This window comes from Acinetobacter sp. YH12106, assembly GCF_013418995.1.
Classification (GTDB): Bacteria; Pseudomonadota; Gammaproteobacteria; order Pseudomonadales; family Moraxellaceae; genus Acinetobacter; species Acinetobacter pseudolwoffii.
Window position 1 is genome coordinate 1 of sequence record NZ_VPAV01000016.1, and the last position, 17446, is coordinate 17446.

A 17446-nucleotide genomic window follows, 5' to 3' on the forward strand; every position below is an offset into this window, starting at 1 on the left:
ACCATTTTTAAGAATAATGGACGAGGAACGCCAACAAGTCGTTTAAATTCCCCATCATTAAATCTAGTTAAATTTTCATATTTCATGGGACTAGTATAAACAATTTTTTACTTTCGCAAGAGGTCTATTCTACTGAATGATTTGACCCTTCCAGATGAAGCAGGTGCCACCACACAAATCGATCATCTGCTATTAAGTCCTTATGGCATCTTTGTGATTGAAACCAAAAACTATAAGGGCTGGATTTTTGCAAGCGCGCGTCAGAAACAATGGACTCAGAAAATTTATAAAAACAGTTATACATTTCAAAATCCGATTCATCAAAACTATAAACACATCAAAGTTCTGGAACAATTACTGACTGATATTGTGGAGCCAGATCTTTTGCATTCCGTGATTGTATTTATGCCGGATGCGGTATTTAAAACACCAATGCCGAATGAGGTATTTCGCGGTGCAGGCTGGACCGATTATGTGAAAAGTTTTGATCAACAGATGATTTCTGAAACAAAATTAAAACGGATACAACTGCCTTTAGAAAAAGAGCTTTTAGAAAAATCCTGGAAAACCAATCGGGAACATGTAGAAAGCTTAAAACAGCATAAGCAGCCTTAAAATGATTTATAGAATCAAAAAAAGCCTTTGAATCATTCAAAGGCTTTTGCATTTACATAGTTGAAGCTTTCAGTTTTTCGGTAATCTCGGCCAGAACTTTAATCCGCTTTACTTCATCCCATAAGGCTTTGGCTTCAGGATAATGTTTCGACATCATGCCGAGCCATTGCTTGTAACGACCGACCATCCCGATCTCAGTTTTGGCGGGGCCATTGATAAAACGAATTTGCAGTTCCAGCAGTTCATTCCAGTTCATCAAAGGTGCATCCGAATTTTGACGGATACATTGGGTCAGGTCGGGTGTGGTCACGGCACCACGGCCAATCATCAGGTCTTCGCAACCGGATTCCAGACGACACTGTTTGGCATCGGTATTGTTCCAGATTTCACCATTGGCAATCACATTAATTTTCAGTGCTTCACGAATCGGTTGTAGCTGGTCCCAAAAAGCAGGCGGGGTATAGCCATCGGCTTTGGTGCGCGCATGCACCGTCACCCAAGATGCTCCTGCATCTTCAATAGCATGGGCATTGTCCAGCATAAAGTTGCGGTCCATATAACCCAGACGCATTTTCGCAGATACCGGAATATGCGCCGGTACTGCATCACGCACGGCTTTGACTAACTCATGCACCACTTCGGGTTCATCCAGTAAAACGGAACCGCCGCGATGACGGTTCACGGTTTTCGCAGGACAACCAAAATTCAGGTCAATCGCCGGTGCGCCCATTGCGGCAACTTTGGCTGCATTTGCTGCCAGCATTTCCGGATTATTTCCCAGAAACTGCACATGTACCGGCGTACCCGCCGCCGTCTTGCCATCATTTAACAGTTCCGGGCAGTAACTGTGATAAACATGATCGGGCAGGATAGAGTCGGTGACACGGATAAACTCGGTCACGCACCAGTCAAAGCTACCTACGGATGTCAGCACATCACGCATAATCGGATCGGTTAAGCCTTCCATGGGAGCAAGCACAAGTTTCAACGGTGCACACCTGTAAATTTAAAACGGTGTTATACGTTTTTTTAGCCAGCCTGTCTAGGTTGGAGGGAGAATTGAAATTTGAGAACTTGAAAATTGAGCTTGTGGAATGGATATAAAAAAGGCCTTTAATGTGGATTAAAGGCCTTTCACAGTGAAGCTTAAGATGGCTGATTCATATCCAGCTATTTTAGTCAGCCAGTTTTTCGACTTTCATACTCTCACGATAATACTGACAGCCCTTATACAACAAGAAGAAGCCAATCACTCCGGCAATGGCATTGACGATCGAAATAGAATTACCAACCATCATCGTGTTCTGAAAATATTTATCCGTGATCAACGCCACTGCGGTGGTTCCGATGCCTAAGGCAATCAGATTTGAAATTAGCAGAAACTTGGCAGAGACCTGGGCTCGTAACTGGTTTGGTGTCAGCATTTGCGTAGCAGCAGCGGATGCAGGAATCGGGAAAGTGGAGAAGAACATCGCCACAAAAATCAGCGCAAATGAAAGCTGCATATTATCGACCTGAGTAAACAGCACACTCGGAATAATCAGCGCCGCACAGCCAATGGCACCGGTACGAATTGCAGCATCGCTATAGCCACGCTTTGAAAAGAAGTCGATCAGCCAGCCACAGAACAGGGCACCAGAGGTATTTGCCACTAAAATAATCGTCCCAAGGATATAACCGGTTTGACTCGCATCCAGACCGAAATTACGCATGTAATAGGCAGGTGCCCAGCCCAGCAGCGAATACAGCATCATGGTGTAAAAAGAAAAGCCGATAAAATGACAGAAAAAGGTCTTTTTATGTGTCTTGATAAAACCGATCGAATTTTTGAAAGAGGCTTTAATGACCTGACCATCCTGACCGACTTTCATGCCCTTACGTGCAGGCTCACGCACCGTCAAAACCATCAGCAGGGCCAGCAATACGCCTGGTAGACCCACAATCATAAAGGTAAGTTGCCAGGTTTTTACTTCACCAATGAGCGGTAAAGCCACGAAGCTGACATCTTTTAGCAGGCCAATCACATAGCCGCCAATCAGGAAAGCTAAACCCGAACCAATAAAGGCACCAATCGCATATACCCCGAGTGCACGGCCTAATTTATCTTTGGGAAATAAATCGGCAACGATTGAATAAAAGGCAGGGGAAAGCGCAGCTTCACCGGCTCCGACACTCAAACGTGCAATAAACATTTGAATAAAGTTTTTACTGAGACCACAGGCCGCTGTAGCGAGGCTCCAGAATGCAATCCCGGTCGCAATAATTTTAATCCGGGACTTTCGATCCGCCAGCGCGGCAATGGGCAGACCCATAATGGCATAAAACAAGGAGAAGGCTAGACCCTGTAACAGGCTGAACTGGGTATCGCTTAGCATTAAATCGGCTTTAATCGGTTCAATCATTAAGGATAAAATTTGACGGTCTACAAATGACAGAATGTAAGCCACCATACAAATGACCACCACATACCATTGATAGGTGCTGCTTTCCGGTGGTGGTTCAATCTGTTCAGACAGCGGCACGGCCGTTTCTGTCGGTGTAGGCTCAAAACTTTGATTGGGCGGTTGAATCGTCCTTTCAACCATGTCTATGTCTAGCGATTTATCATTCATCATGCAACATCCTGTGCTGATCGTTTGAGATATTTATTTGATACTTTTAATTTATATATTATTTTTATTTTGTATCGTGTTTGATCAATCTAAAGTTTAATTGGATTGACGTCAATCTGTTTTTTAAGAATAGATACAAATAGTATTTGAATTGAAAAAAAAGGAATCATAATGATTCCTTTTTTGAGTTTAAATGTTTAGCCGCGCTCAACCAGGGTCAAAATATCATAGGTTGCGACCAGTTCATTGCGCTGATTTTTGACTTTAATATCCCAGACCACGACACCATGTGGTTTCTGTGCTGGATCGCGCAGTGTTTTTGGAGTTTTCTGCTTACAGGTCAGTTCTACCTGAATGGTATCGCCAATTTTCACCGGTTCTACAAAACGCAAGTTGTCCATGCCATAGTTGGCAATGACTGGGCCTGGAGCAGCCTCGACGAATAAACCTGCCGCGGCAGATACCACAAAGTAACCATGGGCCACACGCTCACCAAACAGCGATTCTGCTGCAGCAATTTTGTCCATATGCGCATAGAAGTGATCACCGCTCAGGCAGCCGAAATTCACCAGATCCGCTTCGGTCACGCTACGTCGTGCAGTCAGTAAACGCTCGCCAATACGCAATTCATCAAATGACTTTTTGAAAGGATGGACACGGTCTTCAAAGACCTGAGCTCCAGCCGTCCAGCTATGGCCGACTTGGGTCATGGCATTTGGTGAACCTTGAATCGCAGTACGTTGCATATAATGTTTGACTGCGCGCAAGCCACCGAGTTCTTCACCGCCACCGGCACGTCCTGGCCCGCCATGCACCAGCAAAGGCAATGGCGAACCATGTCCGGTACTTTCTTTGGCACTTTCAGCATCCAGAATATGGACACGGCCATGCCATGGCGCAATTTTGCTGAGCAGTTGTTCAATATTTTCATCGGTATTGCGTACGATGGATGCCACCAGGCTACCTTCGCCACGTGCCACCAGGTCAGCAAGCTGAGCCAGGTCAGTATATGGCATTAAAGTCACCACAGGCCCAAAGGCTTCAACCTTATGGATATTTTCTGCCTGAGCTGGCACTTTGCATACCAGGACTGTGGGTGGATAACATGCAGACTTTTCAGCGCTTTGTACTTGAATCTTAAAGTCCTGACGCAAGTGGCTACCGAATACGATCTCTGCATCCTGGCTGAGCTGTTCAACTTTTGTCGCGACATCATGTTTCTGTTTGACGCTGGCCAAAGCACCCATCGTCACGCCTTCCTGAGCCGGATCACCCACAACGACTTTTTTCAGTTTTTCAATTAGGCGACTCTGTACGGTGTCCAAAAGTTCAGCCGGAATGAACGCACGACGAATTGCGGTACATTTTTGTCCGGCTTTAGAGGTCATTTCACGGAAAACTTCACGGACAAATAAATCAATCGTTTCATCATTGGCCTGCTCGGTCAAAATCGCACTGTTGACCGAGTCTGCTTCCATGGTAAATGGAATCGAGTAGGCATTTAAATGTGGATGCGAACGGAGTTTTTGCCCGGTTGAAGCAGAACCGGTAAAAGTGACCGTATCTTGAGGATTTAAATGATCAAATAAATCATAGATCTGTCCACAAATGAGCTGCAGTGAACCTTCTGGCAAGAAACCGCTTTCATGAATGGCTTTGACCACGGCATGGGTCAGCTCGGCACCTTCTGTTGCCGGTTTGACAATACAGGGTACGCCTGCTAGTAGCGTCGGTGCGATTTTCTCCAGCATGCCCCAGATCGGGAAGTTAAAGGCATTGATATGCACTGCGACACCGGCTTTAGGACTCAGTATATGTTTGGCGCCAAAGTTGCCTTGCTTGGATAGCGGAATCCATGCATCTTCAACCCATGCGGTTTCATCACTCAGTTCGCGACGCACCAAACTCGAATAGGCATATAAGGTCCCAATCCCGCCTTCAATATCAATCCAGGCATCTTTACGGGTACAGCCGGTTGCCTTGGCAAGTTCATAAAAGTCTTCTTTGCGTTCCATCAAATACTGTGCCACTTGCTTCAGTGCATTGGCACGTTGATGAAACGTCCATGTGGCAATAGTCGCACCTTTTTGTTTGGCATACTTCACCACGGCTTGGGTATCGATGCCCTGACTGCCAACTTGATAAACCGCCTCACCGCTAATGGCATGATAAACCGTACGTAAATCGGCTTGCGCTGTGTATTCTTGGCCGTACACCAGTGAAGCTAAGCTTTTGATGGCAATAGGATTATGAGTTGATTCAGTATCTTGATAATCCATTGTGCTTGAGCTGCTGTCTAACTCTAACATTGTAAAAACTCCATTTATGATACGTTTTGAGGGGTATTTTTAATTTTGATGTTTCATAATTTGTGTTGAAAAATTGAAAATGTCAATCATAAATCTGTGTTTAAAAATGAATAACAATAAAATAAAAAATATTAAATGATGTAAAACATATATTTACAAAAAATAAGGTATAAAAATTAAATGATACCAATAAATAGATATTGATTTTAATTACGTATCGTTTTAATTTGGGTGTATCAACACTTGGGATAAGTGAGGGAACAATGAATAACCAACAACAAATCTTCGATCAAAAGATTGAAAAGGATATTTCCATAGAGCCGAAGGACTGGATGCCGGATGCTTATCGTAAGACCTTGATTCGTCAGATCGGTCAGCATGCACACTCTGAAGTGGTGGGCATGTTGCCGGAAGGCAACTGGATTACCCGTGCACCGACCTTAAAACGTAAAGCCGTGCTGATGGCAAAAGTCCAGGATGAAGCCGGTCATGCTTTGTATCTGTACAGCGCTGCAGAAACCTTGGGTGCGGATCGTGACGACATGATGGATAAACTGATTGCCGGTCGCATGAAATATTCTTCAATTTTTAACTATCCAACCCTGAGCTGGGCCGATGTTGCCGCGATTGGCTGGCTGGTGGATGGTGCAGCAATTGTCAATCAGGTTGCGCTGTGCCGTACGTCTTATGGTCCTTATGCACGTGCCATGGTGCGCGTCTGTAAGGAAGAAAGTTTCCATCAGCGTCAGGGCTTTGAAGCCATGATGGAATTGGCCAATGGTACGCCGGAACAAAAGCAGATGGCACAGGATGCCGTGAACCGTTTCTGGTGGCCGGCACTGATGATGTTTGGTCCAAGTGACGATAATTCACCGAACAGTGCACAAAGTATGCAGTGGAAAATTAAATTATTCAGCAACGATGATTTACGTCAGAAATTTGTCGATAACACTGTATCGCAAGTCTTGCAGCTGGGTTTAACCGTTCCCGATCCAGACCTTAAATTCAATGAAGCAACCGGACATTATGAATTTGGTGAAATCAATTGGGATGAGTTCTTTGCGATTCTTGCAGGCAAGGGACCGTGTAACCATGAGCGTATTGAAGCACGCCGCAAAGCTTGGGAAGGCGGTAAGTGGGTACGTGATTCAGCAGCAGTCTATGCGCAAAAACAGCAGCAACAGTCAGCAGCACAAAAAGTTGCTTAAAACAGTTTGATCAATATAGGGAAATTTGCTCATGAATAACAAAAACAACTGGTCACTTTATGAAGTGTTTGTGCGTAGTAAACAGGGTCTGAGTCACCGTCATGTTGGCAGCCTGCGTGCGCCAGATGAGGAGGTCGCACTACAAAATGCCCGCGATGTGTATACCCGCCGCAATGAAGGGATCAGTATCTGGGTGGTGAAATCTGAATTGATTACCTCTTCCCAGCCAGATGAAAAAGCAGAATTTTTTGAACCGGCTTTGGACAAGGTCTATCGCCATCCAACCTTTTATAACATTCCAGCTGGCATCGAGCACATGTAAAGGGAAAGGTGAAGATTATGACAAATCAAGTATTGGCAGAATTTCTTTTACATGTGGGCGACAGTCAACTGGTGTTGTCACATCGTTTGGCAGAATGGTGTGGCCATGCCCCTGAACTGGAGCTAGATATTGCCTTAGCCAATATCGGACTGGATTTATTGGGTCAGGCACGTACCGCACTCAGTCTGGCCGGTGAAGTGGAAGGCTTGGGCCGTGATGAAGACAAGCTGGCTTATTTCCGCACCGAACGTGACTATCGTAATTTGCTGCTATGCGAACAGCCAAATGGTGACTTTGCCCAGACCTTGGTACGCCAGTGGTTGATGGATCACTATCATGCTTTATTGTTTAGTGCCTTAAGTCAAAGTCAGCATGCTGAGCTGGCGGCTTTTGCAGTGAAGTCACTCAAAGAAGTGAAATATCACCAGCGTTTTTCCACCACCTGGATGGAACGCCTAAGTCTAGGTACAGCTGAAGCGCATGAAAAAACCCAGCAAGGTTTAAACCAGTTATGGCGTTTTACTGAGGAACTTTTTGTATTGACGGCAGATGAAAAACAGCTGGTCAATAGTGGTGTCCTTCCAGATATTGAAAATTTAAAAGTCCAGTGGCTAGAAACAATTACAGCCGAATTAGCCCGATTTGAATTAAGCCTGCCAGAGCTGGGCGCTTATCGTAGTGGGGCTAAACAGGGTTTACATACAGAACATCTCGGTTTTATTTTGGCTGAACTGCAATATATGCAGCGCTCTTATCCAAACATGAACTGGTAATTCGGCACAATCACAGGGAGTGAGTCGCATGAATCTGATTCGACACGTAGAAGATCAATGTTGGGACGTTTTGCAGCAGGTTTCTGATCCAGAGATTCCGGTATTGTCAGTGATTGATCTGGGTATGATTCGTGGCGTCGAGCTGAATCAGCAGGATGAAATTGTGGTGCGACTCACGCCGACCTACAGCGGCTGTCCAGCCACAGATATATTAAAAGCAGAAATTACCCAGGCTTTCGAGGCGAACAGTTTGACGCCGGTCAAAGTCATTGTGGACCTGTCTGAAGCCTGGACCACGGACTGGATGAGTGAATCGGGCAAACACAAATTACAGCAATATGGTATTGCCCCGCCGCAAGGCCAGTCACATAGCTGTGGTACGCATGTGGCATTGACCGATGGCATCACCTGTCCACAGTGCTTAAGTAACAACAGCAAACTATTAAGTGAATTCGGTTCGACCGCCTGTAAAGCTTTATATCAATGTCGGGACTGCTTAGAAACTTTTGACTATTTCAAATGTATTTAATTGTAACGATTGCGCGGTGGGCAGGGTAAACCAATAACAAGCCTGAACACCGTCACCTAAAAGAAGGATTTTGTCATGAGCCAATTTATACCATTAACCATTAAATCGATTCAGCCACAAACCGAGCAGGCGATCTGCATTGCCTTTGATCTCGCGCCTGAGCAGTTGGATGCTTTCCAATATCAGCCGGGTCAACACCTGACCATTCGTCATTTAACCGATGACGGCGAGCTGCGCCGTTGCTATTCGATTTGTAGTGATACTCAGGAAGACATGAGTATTGCAATTAAAAAAATTGATCAAGGTCAGTTCTCGACCTGGGCCAATGCGCATCTCAAAGCGGGCGATGTACTGGAAGTCATGCCACCGCAAGGGGTGTTCTTTCAGAAAGCAGCCAAGGCCGGTGGCCAGAATTATCTAGGGTTTGCAGCAGGCAGTGGCATTACGCCAATTTTATCGATTGTAAAATCGGTGCTAAACCGTCAAGCAGAAGCCACATTTACCTTGGTATATGGCAACCGTTCCTGGAAACAGACCATGTTTTCTGAACAGATCATGGACTTGAAAGACCGTTTTAAGGAACGTCTGCAACTGGTAAATATTTTTTCACGTGAACTGAATGACAGCGAAATCTTTAACGGTCGTATCAATGCGGATAAATTGCAGCAGCTGTTTCAGGCCAATCTGATTTCAGCAGACACCGATCACTGTTTTGCCTGTGGTCCGGAAGAAATGATGGCAGCGGTCGAAACGGTATTACCGACTTGGGGCATTCAGCGCAGCAAGATTCATACTGAACGCTTCAATACGGGTATTGCACCGAAAGCAACCGCCCAGCAGATGGAAAGCCGCAGTGAAGAACGCGTCAATATTATCCTCGATGGTCGCGAGCTGATTGTTGAAGTCTCCAAACAGGATGACAGTATTTTAGATGCTGCGCTACGTGCCGGAGCCGATCTGCCTTATGCCTGTAAGGGCGGTGTTTGTGCCACCTGTAAATGTAAGGTGTTAGAGGGCCAGGTTGAAATGGCGGTGAATTACAGTCTGGAAGAAGATGAAATCCAGAAAGGCTATGTGCTCAGTTGTCAGGCACGTCCAACCACGGCCAATGTACGTCTGAGTTTTGATGAATAAGTACGGAATCAATTGCTGAGCATAGCAGGAGTTCAAGGATGACCTATATTAAAACCAGCTCACCAAAACCCGGCGTAGTCCTGATTGAGCTGAATCGCCCGGAAAAGCGCAATGCCCTAAATAATGCGACCTTGCAAGGTATTGCAGCTTGTTTACAGGACTTGGAAGCAGATGCTGCCGTGAAAGCCGTGGTCATTACCGGAAATACGCAATGCTTTGCTGCCGGTGCTGATTTAAATGAATTGGCGCAGTTAGATGTGGTCAGCATCCAGCAGGATCAGCGGCCACTGCTTTGGAAAAAAATTGATGAATTTTCCAAGCCTGTAATCATGGCGGTGAATGGTTATGCCTTTGGTGCAGGGTTTGAACTGGCTCTACATGGTGACATGGTGCTGACCGGAGAAAATGCCCAATTTGCCTTGCCTGAAATTGGTTTAGGTATGCTGCCGGGTGCCGGTGGAACCCAGCGTCTGGCCCGTCTGGTCGGTCAGCAATTGACGATGCGCTGGGCCATGACCGGTGAAATGATTTCGGCACAAACCGCATTGCAACATGGCATAAGCAGCCAGATTTGTCCGGCAGGACTGACCGTGCAATACGCACTGGAACTGGCAGAAAAAATTGCTAAGCAGGCACCGCTGGCCATTCGCGCCATCAAGCAATCTTTAAAGTCGATTCATGAAGTGACATTAAGTCAGGGACTGAAATTGGAACGTCAGCATTTTGTCTGGCTGGCGGCGACCCAAGATCGCCAAGAAGGCATCAATGCATTTTTACAAAAAAGAAAACCAGAATTTAGAGGTGTGTAATGGAATATCAAACAATTATTGTCGAAGAAAAAAATGCAGTGGGCTACCTGACCTTTAACCGTCCGAAACAGCTCAACAGCTTTAATGAAACCATGCATCAGGAAGTCTCCAGGGTTATCAAGGCCTGGGCCAAAGACAGCCAGATTCGTGCCGTGGTGATTTCAGCTGAAGGCCGTGGTTTCTGTGCCGGCCAGGATTTGAATGATCGTGTGGTCGATCCGAATGCTGATGCACCGGACTTAGGCCTGTCAATTGAAAAATACTATAACCCTTTAATCAAACTGATTACTGAAATGCCAAAACCGGTGATTTGTGCGGTGAATGGTGTGGCGGCAGGGGCCGGTGCCAATATTGCACTGGCCTGTGACATTGTAATTGCTGCAAAATCGGCTTCCTTTATTCAGGCCTTTTGTCGTCTAGGTTTAGTACCAGATTCAGGCGGTACCTGGTTCCTGCCGCGTCTGGTCGGGCGTGCCCAAGCGATGGGCTTAGCGATGCTCGGCGATAAAATTCCGGCTGAGCGCGCAGTACAACTGGGCATGATCTGGCAAGTGGTTGAAGATGAACAACTGCAAGCAGAAGCGAAAAAACTGGCAGAGCATCTGGCACAGCAGCCGACCTATGGTCTGTCCCTGATCAAAAAAGCCATCCATGCCGCAGCCGACAATAATCTGGATCAGCAGCTCATTCTGGAACGTGACCTGCAACGTCTGGCTGGACGTTCAAGTGACTATAAAGAAGGTGTACAAGCCTTTATGCAGAAGCGTACCCCTGAATATAAAGGATGCTAAATCATGCAACAGATCAATTTGGAACACGTCAAAGTTGCTGTGGTCGGTGCGGGAACCATGGGGATTGGCATTGCGCAACTGGCCGCCATGCACGGGCATCCGACCTATGTGTTTGATCTCGATCGCAGCAAAGTTCAGGGTGCCTTGACTGCTTTAGAGGCGCAGCTCAGCAAGCGGGTACAAAATGGCAAAATGACCCAGCAATTGCTGGAAAGTACCTTCGCCAATCTGATCGTGGCAGAGGACATTCAGCAGCTTGCCGATGCGGGCTTGATTATTGAAGCCATTGTCGAAAAGAAAGAAGTGAAGCAAAACCTGTTTCAACAGCTGGCTGCCATTTGTCCGGAACAGACGATTTTTGCGTCCAATACTTCCTCGATTTCCATTACCGCAATTGCCTCGGCGATTCCGCATCCGGAACGGGTGATTGGGCTGCATTTCTTTAATCCGGCGCCGGTGATGAAACTGGTCGAGATTATCCGCGGGCTGAAAACTTCAGCAGTCCTTGCCGATGCAGTATTTGATCTGATGAAGGACTGGAACAAGGTTCCGGTACGGGCCAAATCGACGCCCGGTTTTATCGTCAATCGTGTCGCACGACCGTATTATGCCGAAGCCTTTCGTGCCTTGCAGGAAAATGCTACCACCCCGGAACAGCTCGATTACATCATGCGCGAATGTGGCCGTTTTGCCATGGGTCCATGTGAACTCACCGACCTGATTGGTCAGGATGTGAATTTCTCGGTCACGCAAAGTGTCTATCAGGAATTTTTCTATGAGCCACGCTACCGCCCATCCTTGATTCAAAAAGAGCTGGTCGATGCCGGCTGTTATGGCCGCAAGTCCGGTCAGGGTTTTTATGATTACACGCAGTCCAAGCCTGTGCCTGTATATGAATTGCCAGTGTGTTATGCCAAGTCGCTGAATAAGCTCAAAGTCACGGTAAAAGGTGAATGGCGACATTCCTTAGCCTTGATTGAACGTTTAAAACAGGCCTCTCATGTGGATCTCATTTTTCAGGCGGCAGAACAGAATGAAATCCTGATTGGTGATCTTTCCCTGCGATTATCGCTCGGTGAGTCGGTTGAACTTACCTATCCGCATGAGCCTGTGGTGTTGATGGACTGGCATGCAGATTGGACAAATGCCCAGGCAATTCCAGTCGTTGCATCACCAGCATGTAGTACTGAACAGCGCCAGGCAGTGGAGCTATTCCTCATAGGTATGGATATGATACCTATTTGGTCTAAGGATCATCCCGGTCTTTATGTTATACGTAGTATTTCCATGTTGGTGAATGAAGCCTGTGAAGCAGTATTGCATGATATTGCATCAGAACAAGATATTGATTCTGCTATGAAATATGGCGTGAATTATCCTTGTGGTCCATTCGAATGGGCAGATAAAATTGGATATTACACAATTTTACAAATTTTAGAAAATATGTATCGTATTTATGGTGAAGACCGCTATAGAACTAGTATATATTTAGCAAAGAAAGCGGTGCAGGGACATGCACAGAAAACTCAGCAGCAACCATTACGTGTTGCTGGCTAAAAGGAAGAATCATGGAACAGGTTTATATTTTTGATGGAATTCGCACCCCGATCGGACGCTATGCCGGTGGACTGAGCAGCATTCGTGCTGATGATCTGGCAGCGCTACCGATTCAATATTTGAAAGATCAGCATCCGGCCTTGCCATGGACAGAACTGGATGAAGTGATCTTGGGGTGTGCCAATCAGGCCGGTGAAGATAACCGCAACGTGGCGCGTATGGCTGCTTTACTCGCAGGGTTGCCTGAATCTGTTCCAGCGCTCACCGTGAACCGCTTATGTGCTTCAGGTCTGGATGCCATTGGACTGGGAGCACGTGCCATCAAATCGGGTGAAGCACAATTTGTTTTGGCGGGTGGCGTAGAATCCATGAGCCGAGCGCCTTTCGTGCAATCCAAACCTACGACTGCCTTTAGCCGTACCCCTGAAATTTATGACACCACCATTGGCTGGCGTTTTATCAACCCAAAATTTAAAGCACAGTTTGGCGTTGACAGCATGCCGGAAACGGCCGAAAACGTCGCTGAAAAGTATCAGATTAGCCGTGCAGACCAGGACCTGTTTGCCTATCACAGCCAACAGAAAACCGCAGTAGCCCAGCAGAAGGGTATTTTTGCCGAAGAAATTCTGCCAGTAGAGGTCAAAGGTCCGAAGAAAAGCACTCTGACCATTTCCCAAGATGAGCATCCGCGCGCAGAGACGACACTGGACAATCTGGCCGCCTTAAAAACCCCATTTCGTAAAGAAGGCGGTTCGATCACGGCTGGTAATGCTTCAGGTGTCAATGACGGTGCGGCTTGCGTATTACTTGGGAATCAGCAGTTTGCCGAGCAGTATGGTTTGCGCCCGAAAGCCAAAGTGATCGGGATGGCCAGCGCCGGTGTCGAAGCTAAATATATGGGCATTGGCCCGGTGCCAGCGGTACAGAAAGTCTTGAAACAAACCGGACTCAGCCTGGAACAGATGGACGTGATCGAGCTGAATGAAGCATTCGCAGCGCAATCGCTGGCTGTGATTCGGGAATTGGGCCTGCAAGATGATGATGCAAGAATCAACCCGAATGGCGGTGCCATCGCTTTGGGTCATCCACTGGGTATGAGTGGTACCCGTCTGGTGATTACCGCTATGCATGAATTGAAACGCCGTCAAGGCAAATATGCACTGTGCACCATGTGTGTCGGTGTTGGTCAAGGTGTTGCACTGGTTTTAGAAAATATGGATTAAGACATCATTCAATCAATGAATTAAATCGTGGTCAGGAAGACTGCGTCAGGAGTAAGAATATGAATAACAATGCAATGGAAAAAATTGAAAAAGTATCGGTTGATGAGCTACGCAGTGTTCAGTTACAGCGTATGAAAAAGACCCTGCAGCATGCCTATCAGAATAGCCCGGTTTATAAAAAGAAATTCGATGATGCTGGCGTGCATCCGGATGATTTTAATTCTCTGGAAGACCTGGCCAAATTCCCGTTTACCACCAAACAGGATTTACGCGATAACTATCCGTTTGGCATGTTCGCTGTACCACAGGAACAGATTGTACGTGTGCACGCCTCTTCTGGCACCACCGGTCAGCCGACCGTGGTCGGTTATACCCAGAATGATATTAATGTCTGGTCAGACGTGGTGGCACGTTCATTACGCGCAGCCGGCTTGAGCAGTAAAGATATCATTCAGGTGTCTTATGGTTATGGCCTGTTTACTGGTGGTCTAGGTGCGCATTATGGCGTTGAACGCTTGGGTGCAACTGTGATCCCAATGTCTGGCGGACAAACCGATAAACAGGCGCAACTGATTCATGATTTTAAGCCGACGGCATTAATGGTTACGCCATCTTATTGTCTGAATATTATTGAAGCACTGGAAAAGAAATTTGGTACAGCCAAAAACTGTTCGATTAAAACCGGCGTCTTTGGTGCAGAGCCATGGACCAATGAAATGCGCAAGGAAATTGAAGAGCGTCTCGGCATTGATGCCTTGGATATTTATGGCCTGTCAGAAGTGATGGGCCCGGGCGTCGCCATGGAGTGTCTGGAATCCAAAGATGGCCCAACCATTTGGGAAGATCATTTTTATCCGGAAATTATCCATCCTGAAACCGGTGAAGTGCTGCCCGATGGCGAACTCGGTGAACTGGTCTTCACCACCATTACCAAAGAAGGCATGCCGGTGATCCGTTACCGTACCCGTGATCTGACCCGTTTATTGCCTGGCACGGCACGTACCATGCGCCGTATGGACAAGATTGTTGGCCGCAGTGATGACATGATGATTATCCGTGGAGTGAATGTGTTTCCGTCGCAGATTGAAGAGCAGATTTTACAGATCCAGCAACTGATTCCGAACTATCAGATCCAGATTTGTAAACAAGGCCATCTGGATACATTGCATATCCGTACCGAAATGCGTAAAGATAGCAGTGATATTATGGCGCACCAGCTGGCAACTCAGCTAAAAAGCCAGATTAAAACCATGGTTGGTATCAGTGTCAGTGTCGAAGTTTTGCCAGAAGGCAGTCTGCCACGTTCTGAAGGCAAGGCACAGCGCGTTTTCGATATCCGCAAGTCTGCATGAAGTCCTACTGGATGATGACTAAATGGTCTATCATCCAGTTTCTACAAGGTAAAGTTAAGCGTAATGAATCCGAAATTAAAACAAATCATTGATGACTTTATTCAAAATGAAGCACTCAGCGGAACCTCATTAATCATGACCATCTTCGGTGACTGTATTTTTCATCGCGGTGGCATTATCAGTCTGGCCAGCCTGATCCAGCTCATGGATGTCTTCGGCTTTAATGAACGTTCAGTAAGAACTGCTGTATTTCGTCTGGTACAAAATGGCTGGCTGTTCTCGGAGAAAATTGGCCGCACCAGTTATTACCGTGTCACCGAAAGCAGCCGCCAGCGTTTTATTATGGCTGACCAAAAGATTTACAGTTTTAGCCATCAGGAATGGGATCAGAAATGGGATCTGGTGCTGCTCAGTTCGGTGGAGCTGGAAAATAAACTGGTTCTGAAAAAAGAACTGGAATGGCTGGGCTTTGCTAATATCGCCACCAATGTCATGGCCTATCCGGGCTGTGATCACCAGAAACTGCAAAACCTGCTGCTGAACCTGAAAATGACCGATCAGGTGGTGGTGTTTAAGGCCGAAACCTTGCAGCTCTGGCAGGAATCCTATCCAACTGTAAAACGCATGGTGGCCACCAATTGGCCGGTGCAGGAACTGCATCAGCGTTATGAAAAATTCATTGCGGATTTCCGGGAATTCTTTCATCTGGTGGAACAGGAAGATGAACTGGATTCGGTTCAGGCTTTTCAGTTGCGAATTTTGCTGATTCATCAATTCCGCCGGATTTTATTAAAAGATCCGAATCTGCCTTTTGAATTATTGCCATCCAACTGGCTTTCCCTGAATGCCCGTAATCTGAGCAGTAATTTATATCAAACCGTGGTTGCGGCAGGTGATGAGTTCTTTATGGAGATCGCCCGAACTTCGGAAGGTTCGATGCCGCCGGTACATCCACAATTTTATAAACGCTTTGGCGGTTTGCGATTGGAAGCCGTCAGCTAATCTAATTCTGCATTTTTAAAGGAATAAAATAATGCCGTGTTATGCTATCGATGGTGTGATTCCTGTGGTCAGCCCTCGTGCTTATGTGCATCCGCAAGCCGTTCTGATCGGGGATGTGGTGATTGAAGAAGGTGTATATATCGGGCCTTTTGCTACTTTAAGAGCCGACTTTGGCGGGATTCATATCCAGAAAAATGCCAATGTTCAGGATTCCTGTACCATTCATGGCTTTCCCGGTAGCGTCACGCTAGTCGAAGAATATGGCCATATCGGACATGGCGCGATTTTACATGGTTGTATCATTCGCAAAAATGTACTGGTCGGCATGAACAGCGTGATTCTGGATGAAGCCGAAATTGGTGAAAATACCATTATCGGTGCTAATAGCACGGTTAAAGCCAAAGCTCAAATTCCGGAAAATTCACTGGTGCTCGGTAGTCCGGCGCGGGTCATTCGTCCTCTGGATGCCAAAGAAATTTCCTGGAAAAGCAAAGGGACGCAGGAATATATTCAGCTGACAGAGCGCTGCTTGTCCTCGATGCAGGAAGTTGAACCGTTGTCTGAAGATTCAGCAGATCGCCTGAACTATCAGGCCTTTGATGCGGAATATCAAATTAAAAAGAATCATTAATTTAGCACTTGGCTGATGATTGTATCAGCCAAGTTTTTTATTTCATTTATAAAAATTATAAACGGCGACATTGACCTTCTTTGTCACCATTGACCCGGTTATTGCCACCGATCGGTTGAATTAGATTGGATTCGCATTGCAGATTACCGTCCACCACATTGTCATTTACAGTAATTTTTTGGGTATTCTTTTTCAGCTGGATATCACCCTCTACCTGATTGGCAGTGAGCTGAATCGTCTGACCGCCTTCTAGCTGGATATTGCCGTCAATCCGGTTATGTTGTGCCAGAACCGAGCTAAAACGTCCTTTCGATTCCAGATTGCCATCAATCGCAGTATTTGAAATTACTGCTTGAGCACCCTGATACAGCATGACATTGCCTTTAATGGTGGCATTATCAATCTGACAGTTTTGGCTGATACTGACATTATCATCAATCGTGCGATCTTTAATGCTACCGTGACAGTGATAATCTGCGAAACTTGCGCTTGATAAACAAAGTAGTGCTAAACTTGAAAGTAATTTTATCATCATGATCCTTGGTGTATTTTTAATGCACTTTAACCATAATTTTTGAA

General features: G+C 46.2%; 16 protein-coding genes and 2 pseudogenes. 13 read left to right on the forward strand and 5 right to left on the reverse strand.

Annotated elements, in window-relative coordinates:
- Nucleotides 1–86: pseudogene (locus FTU45_RS11065) on the reverse strand (IS5/IS1182 family transposase); the annotation flags it as partial.
- A gap of 40 nt (nt 87–126) precedes the next feature.
- On the opposite strand from FTU45_RS11065, the pseudogene FTU45_RS11070 reads away from it, so the two are divergent.
- Nucleotides 127–615, forward strand: a pseudogene (locus tag FTU45_RS11070) (nuclease-related domain-containing protein); the annotation flags it as partial.
- Between the two features lie 52 nt (nt 616–667).
- Here FTU45_RS11070 and FTU45_RS11075 read toward each other — a convergent pair.
- From FTU45_RS11075 to paaZ, 3 genes are all read right to left on the reverse strand, one after another.
- Nucleotides 668–1603, reverse strand: a complete 936-nt coding sequence (locus FTU45_RS11075) for a tRNA-dihydrouridine synthase (RefSeq protein ID WP_180050636.1) — start codon at nt 1601–1603, stop codon at nt 668–670.
- Between the two features lie 187 nt (nt 1604–1790).
- Nucleotides 1791–3230, reverse strand: a complete 1440-nt coding sequence (locus FTU45_RS11080) for an MFS transporter (protein ID WP_005095892.1) — start codon at nt 3228–3230, stop codon at nt 1791–1793.
- A 194-nt stretch (nt 3231–3424) separates the two neighbouring features.
- On the reverse strand, nt 3425–5536 hold the full coding sequence (paaZ, locus tag FTU45_RS11085; RefSeq protein ID WP_180076394.1) for a phenylacetic acid degradation bifunctional protein PaaZ: 2112 nt from the start codon (nt 5534–5536) through the stop codon (nt 3425–3427).
- A gap of 263 nt (nt 5537–5799) precedes the next feature.
- Here paaZ and paaA point away from each other — a divergent pair, with 263 nt between their 5' ends.
- The 12 genes from paaA to FTU45_RS11145 all read left to right on the forward strand — a co-directional run bounded on the left by paaA (nt 5800) and on the right by FTU45_RS11145 (nt 16867).
- Nucleotides 5800–6744 carry a 1,2-phenylacetyl-CoA epoxidase subunit PaaA gene (gene paaA / locus FTU45_RS11090; protein WP_100328957.1) on the forward strand — a complete coding sequence of 315 codons (945 nt, stop codon included), beginning with the start codon at nt 5800–5802 and terminating at the stop codon, nt 6742–6744.
- A 31-nt stretch (nt 6745–6775) separates the two neighbouring features.
- Nucleotides 6776–7066: a 1,2-phenylacetyl-CoA epoxidase subunit PaaB gene (gene paaB, locus FTU45_RS11095; protein WP_004279183.1), complete on the forward strand. Its 291-nt coding sequence runs from the start codon at nt 6776–6778 to the stop codon at nt 7064–7066.
- Nucleotides 7067–7083: 17 nt separating this feature from the next.
- Nucleotides 7084–7839 (forward strand): 1,2-phenylacetyl-CoA epoxidase subunit PaaC, encoded by a 756-nt coding sequence (paaC, locus tag FTU45_RS11100; protein WP_180076395.1) that lies wholly within the window; start codon nt 7084–7086, stop codon nt 7837–7839.
- A gap of 28 nt (nt 7840–7867) precedes the next feature.
- Nucleotides 7868–8368, forward strand: coding sequence for a 1,2-phenylacetyl-CoA epoxidase subunit PaaD (gene paaD / locus FTU45_RS11105; protein WP_074384102.1), 501 nt, complete (start codon nt 7868–7870; stop codon nt 8366–8368).
- A 75-nt stretch (nt 8369–8443) separates the two neighbouring features.
- Nucleotides 8444–9502 (forward strand): 2Fe-2S iron-sulfur cluster-binding protein, encoded by a 1059-nt coding sequence (locus tag FTU45_RS11110; protein ID WP_180076396.1) that lies wholly within the window; start codon nt 8444–8446, stop codon nt 9500–9502.
- Between the two features lie 38 nt (nt 9503–9540).
- Nucleotides 9541–10311, forward strand: a complete 771-nt coding sequence (locus FTU45_RS11115; protein WP_180076397.1) for an enoyl-CoA hydratase-related protein — start codon at nt 9541–9543, stop codon at nt 10309–10311.
- On the forward strand, nt 10311–11102 hold the full coding sequence (gene paaG, locus FTU45_RS11120; RefSeq protein ID WP_180076398.1) for a 2-(1,2-epoxy-1,2-dihydrophenyl)acetyl-CoA isomerase PaaG: 792 nt from the start codon (nt 10311–10313) through the stop codon (nt 11100–11102). The genes FTU45_RS11115 and paaG overlap by 1 nt, the downstream gene beginning before the upstream one ends.
- Before the next feature lie 3 nt (nt 11103–11105).
- On the forward strand, nt 11106–12659 hold the full coding sequence (locus FTU45_RS11125) for a 3-hydroxyacyl-CoA dehydrogenase (RefSeq protein WP_180076399.1): 1554 nt from the start codon (nt 11106–11108) through the stop codon (nt 12657–12659).
- Nucleotides 12660–12670: 11 nt separating this feature from the next.
- A complete protein-coding gene (gene pcaF / locus FTU45_RS11130; RefSeq protein WP_180076400.1) occupies nt 12671–13882 on the forward strand; it encodes a 3-oxoadipyl-CoA thiolase in 1212 nt (403 codons plus the stop codon).
- 59 nt (nt 13883–13941) lie between these two features.
- Entirely contained in the window at nt 13942–15234 is a 1293-nt protein-coding gene (gene paaK / locus FTU45_RS11135; protein ID WP_159138559.1) for a phenylacetate--CoA ligase PaaK, read from the forward strand.
- A 63-nt stretch (nt 15235–15297) separates the two neighbouring features.
- Nucleotides 15298–16236 carry a PaaX family transcriptional regulator C-terminal domain-containing protein gene (locus tag FTU45_RS11140; protein ID WP_180076401.1) on the forward strand — a complete coding sequence of 313 codons (939 nt, stop codon included), beginning with the start codon at nt 15298–15300 and terminating at the stop codon, nt 16234–16236.
- A 31-nt stretch (nt 16237–16267) separates the two neighbouring features.
- The gene (locus tag FTU45_RS11145) at nt 16268–16867 is read left to right on the forward strand and encodes a DapH/DapD/GlmU-related protein (RefSeq protein ID WP_180076402.1); all 600 of its coding nucleotides are present in this window, start codon (nt 16268–16270) and stop codon (nt 16865–16867) included.
- 55 nt (nt 16868–16922) lie between these two features.
- On the opposite strand, the gene FTU45_RS11150 is transcribed toward FTU45_RS11145, so the two are convergent.
- Nucleotides 16923–17402: a DUF4097 domain-containing protein gene (locus FTU45_RS11150; RefSeq protein WP_257220136.1), complete on the reverse strand. Its 480-nt coding sequence runs from the start codon at nt 17400–17402 to the stop codon at nt 16923–16925.
- Between the last annotated feature and the right edge of the window lie 44 nt (nt 17403–17446).

Excerpts from the sequence above, each read along its gene's own strand:
- FTU45_RS11080 (WP_005095892.1), bottom strand. The coding sequence starts at position 3,230 with ATGATGAATGATAAATCGCTAGACATAGACATGGTTGAAAGGACGATT.
- paaZ (WP_180076394.1), bottom strand. The coding sequence starts at position 5,536 with ATGTTAGAGTTAGACAGCAGCTCAAGCACAATGGATTATCAAGATACT.
- paaA (WP_100328957.1), top strand. The coding sequence starts at position 5,800 with ATGAATAACCAACAACAAATCTTCGATCAAAAGATTGAAAAGGATATT.
- paaB (WP_004279183.1), top strand. The coding sequence starts at position 6,776 with ATGAATAACAAAAACAACTGGTCACTTTATGAAGTGTTTGTGCGTAGT.
- paaC (WP_180076395.1), top strand. The coding sequence starts at position 7,084 with ATGACAAATCAAGTATTGGCAGAATTTCTTTTACATGTGGGCGACAGT.
- paaD (WP_074384102.1), top strand. The coding sequence starts at position 7,868 with ATGAATCTGATTCGACACGTAGAAGATCAATGTTGGGACGTTTTGCAG.
- FTU45_RS11110 (WP_180076396.1), top strand. The coding sequence starts at position 8,444 with ATGAGCCAATTTATACCATTAACCATTAAATCGATTCAGCCACAAACC.
- FTU45_RS11115 (WP_180076397.1), top strand. The coding sequence starts at position 9,541 with ATGACCTATATTAAAACCAGCTCACCAAAACCCGGCGTAGTCCTGATT.
- paaG (WP_180076398.1), top strand. The coding sequence starts at position 10,311 with ATGGAATATCAAACAATTATTGTCGAAGAAAAAAATGCAGTGGGCTAC.
- FTU45_RS11125 (WP_180076399.1), top strand. The coding sequence starts at position 11,106 with ATGCAACAGATCAATTTGGAACACGTCAAAGTTGCTGTGGTCGGTGCG.
- pcaF (WP_180076400.1), top strand. The coding sequence starts at position 12,671 with ATGGAACAGGTTTATATTTTTGATGGAATTCGCACCCCGATCGGACGC.
- paaK (WP_159138559.1), top strand. The coding sequence starts at position 13,942 with ATGAATAACAATGCAATGGAAAAAATTGAAAAAGTATCGGTTGATGAG.
- FTU45_RS11140 (WP_180076401.1), top strand. The coding sequence starts at position 15,298 with ATGAATCCGAAATTAAAACAAATCATTGATGACTTTATTCAAAATGAA.
- FTU45_RS11145 (WP_180076402.1), top strand. The coding sequence starts at position 16,268 with ATGCCGTGTTATGCTATCGATGGTGTGATTCCTGTGGTCAGCCCTCGT.
- FTU45_RS11150 (WP_257220136.1), bottom strand. The coding sequence starts at position 17,402 with ATGATGATAAAATTACTTTCAAGTTTAGCACTACTTTGTTTATCAAGC.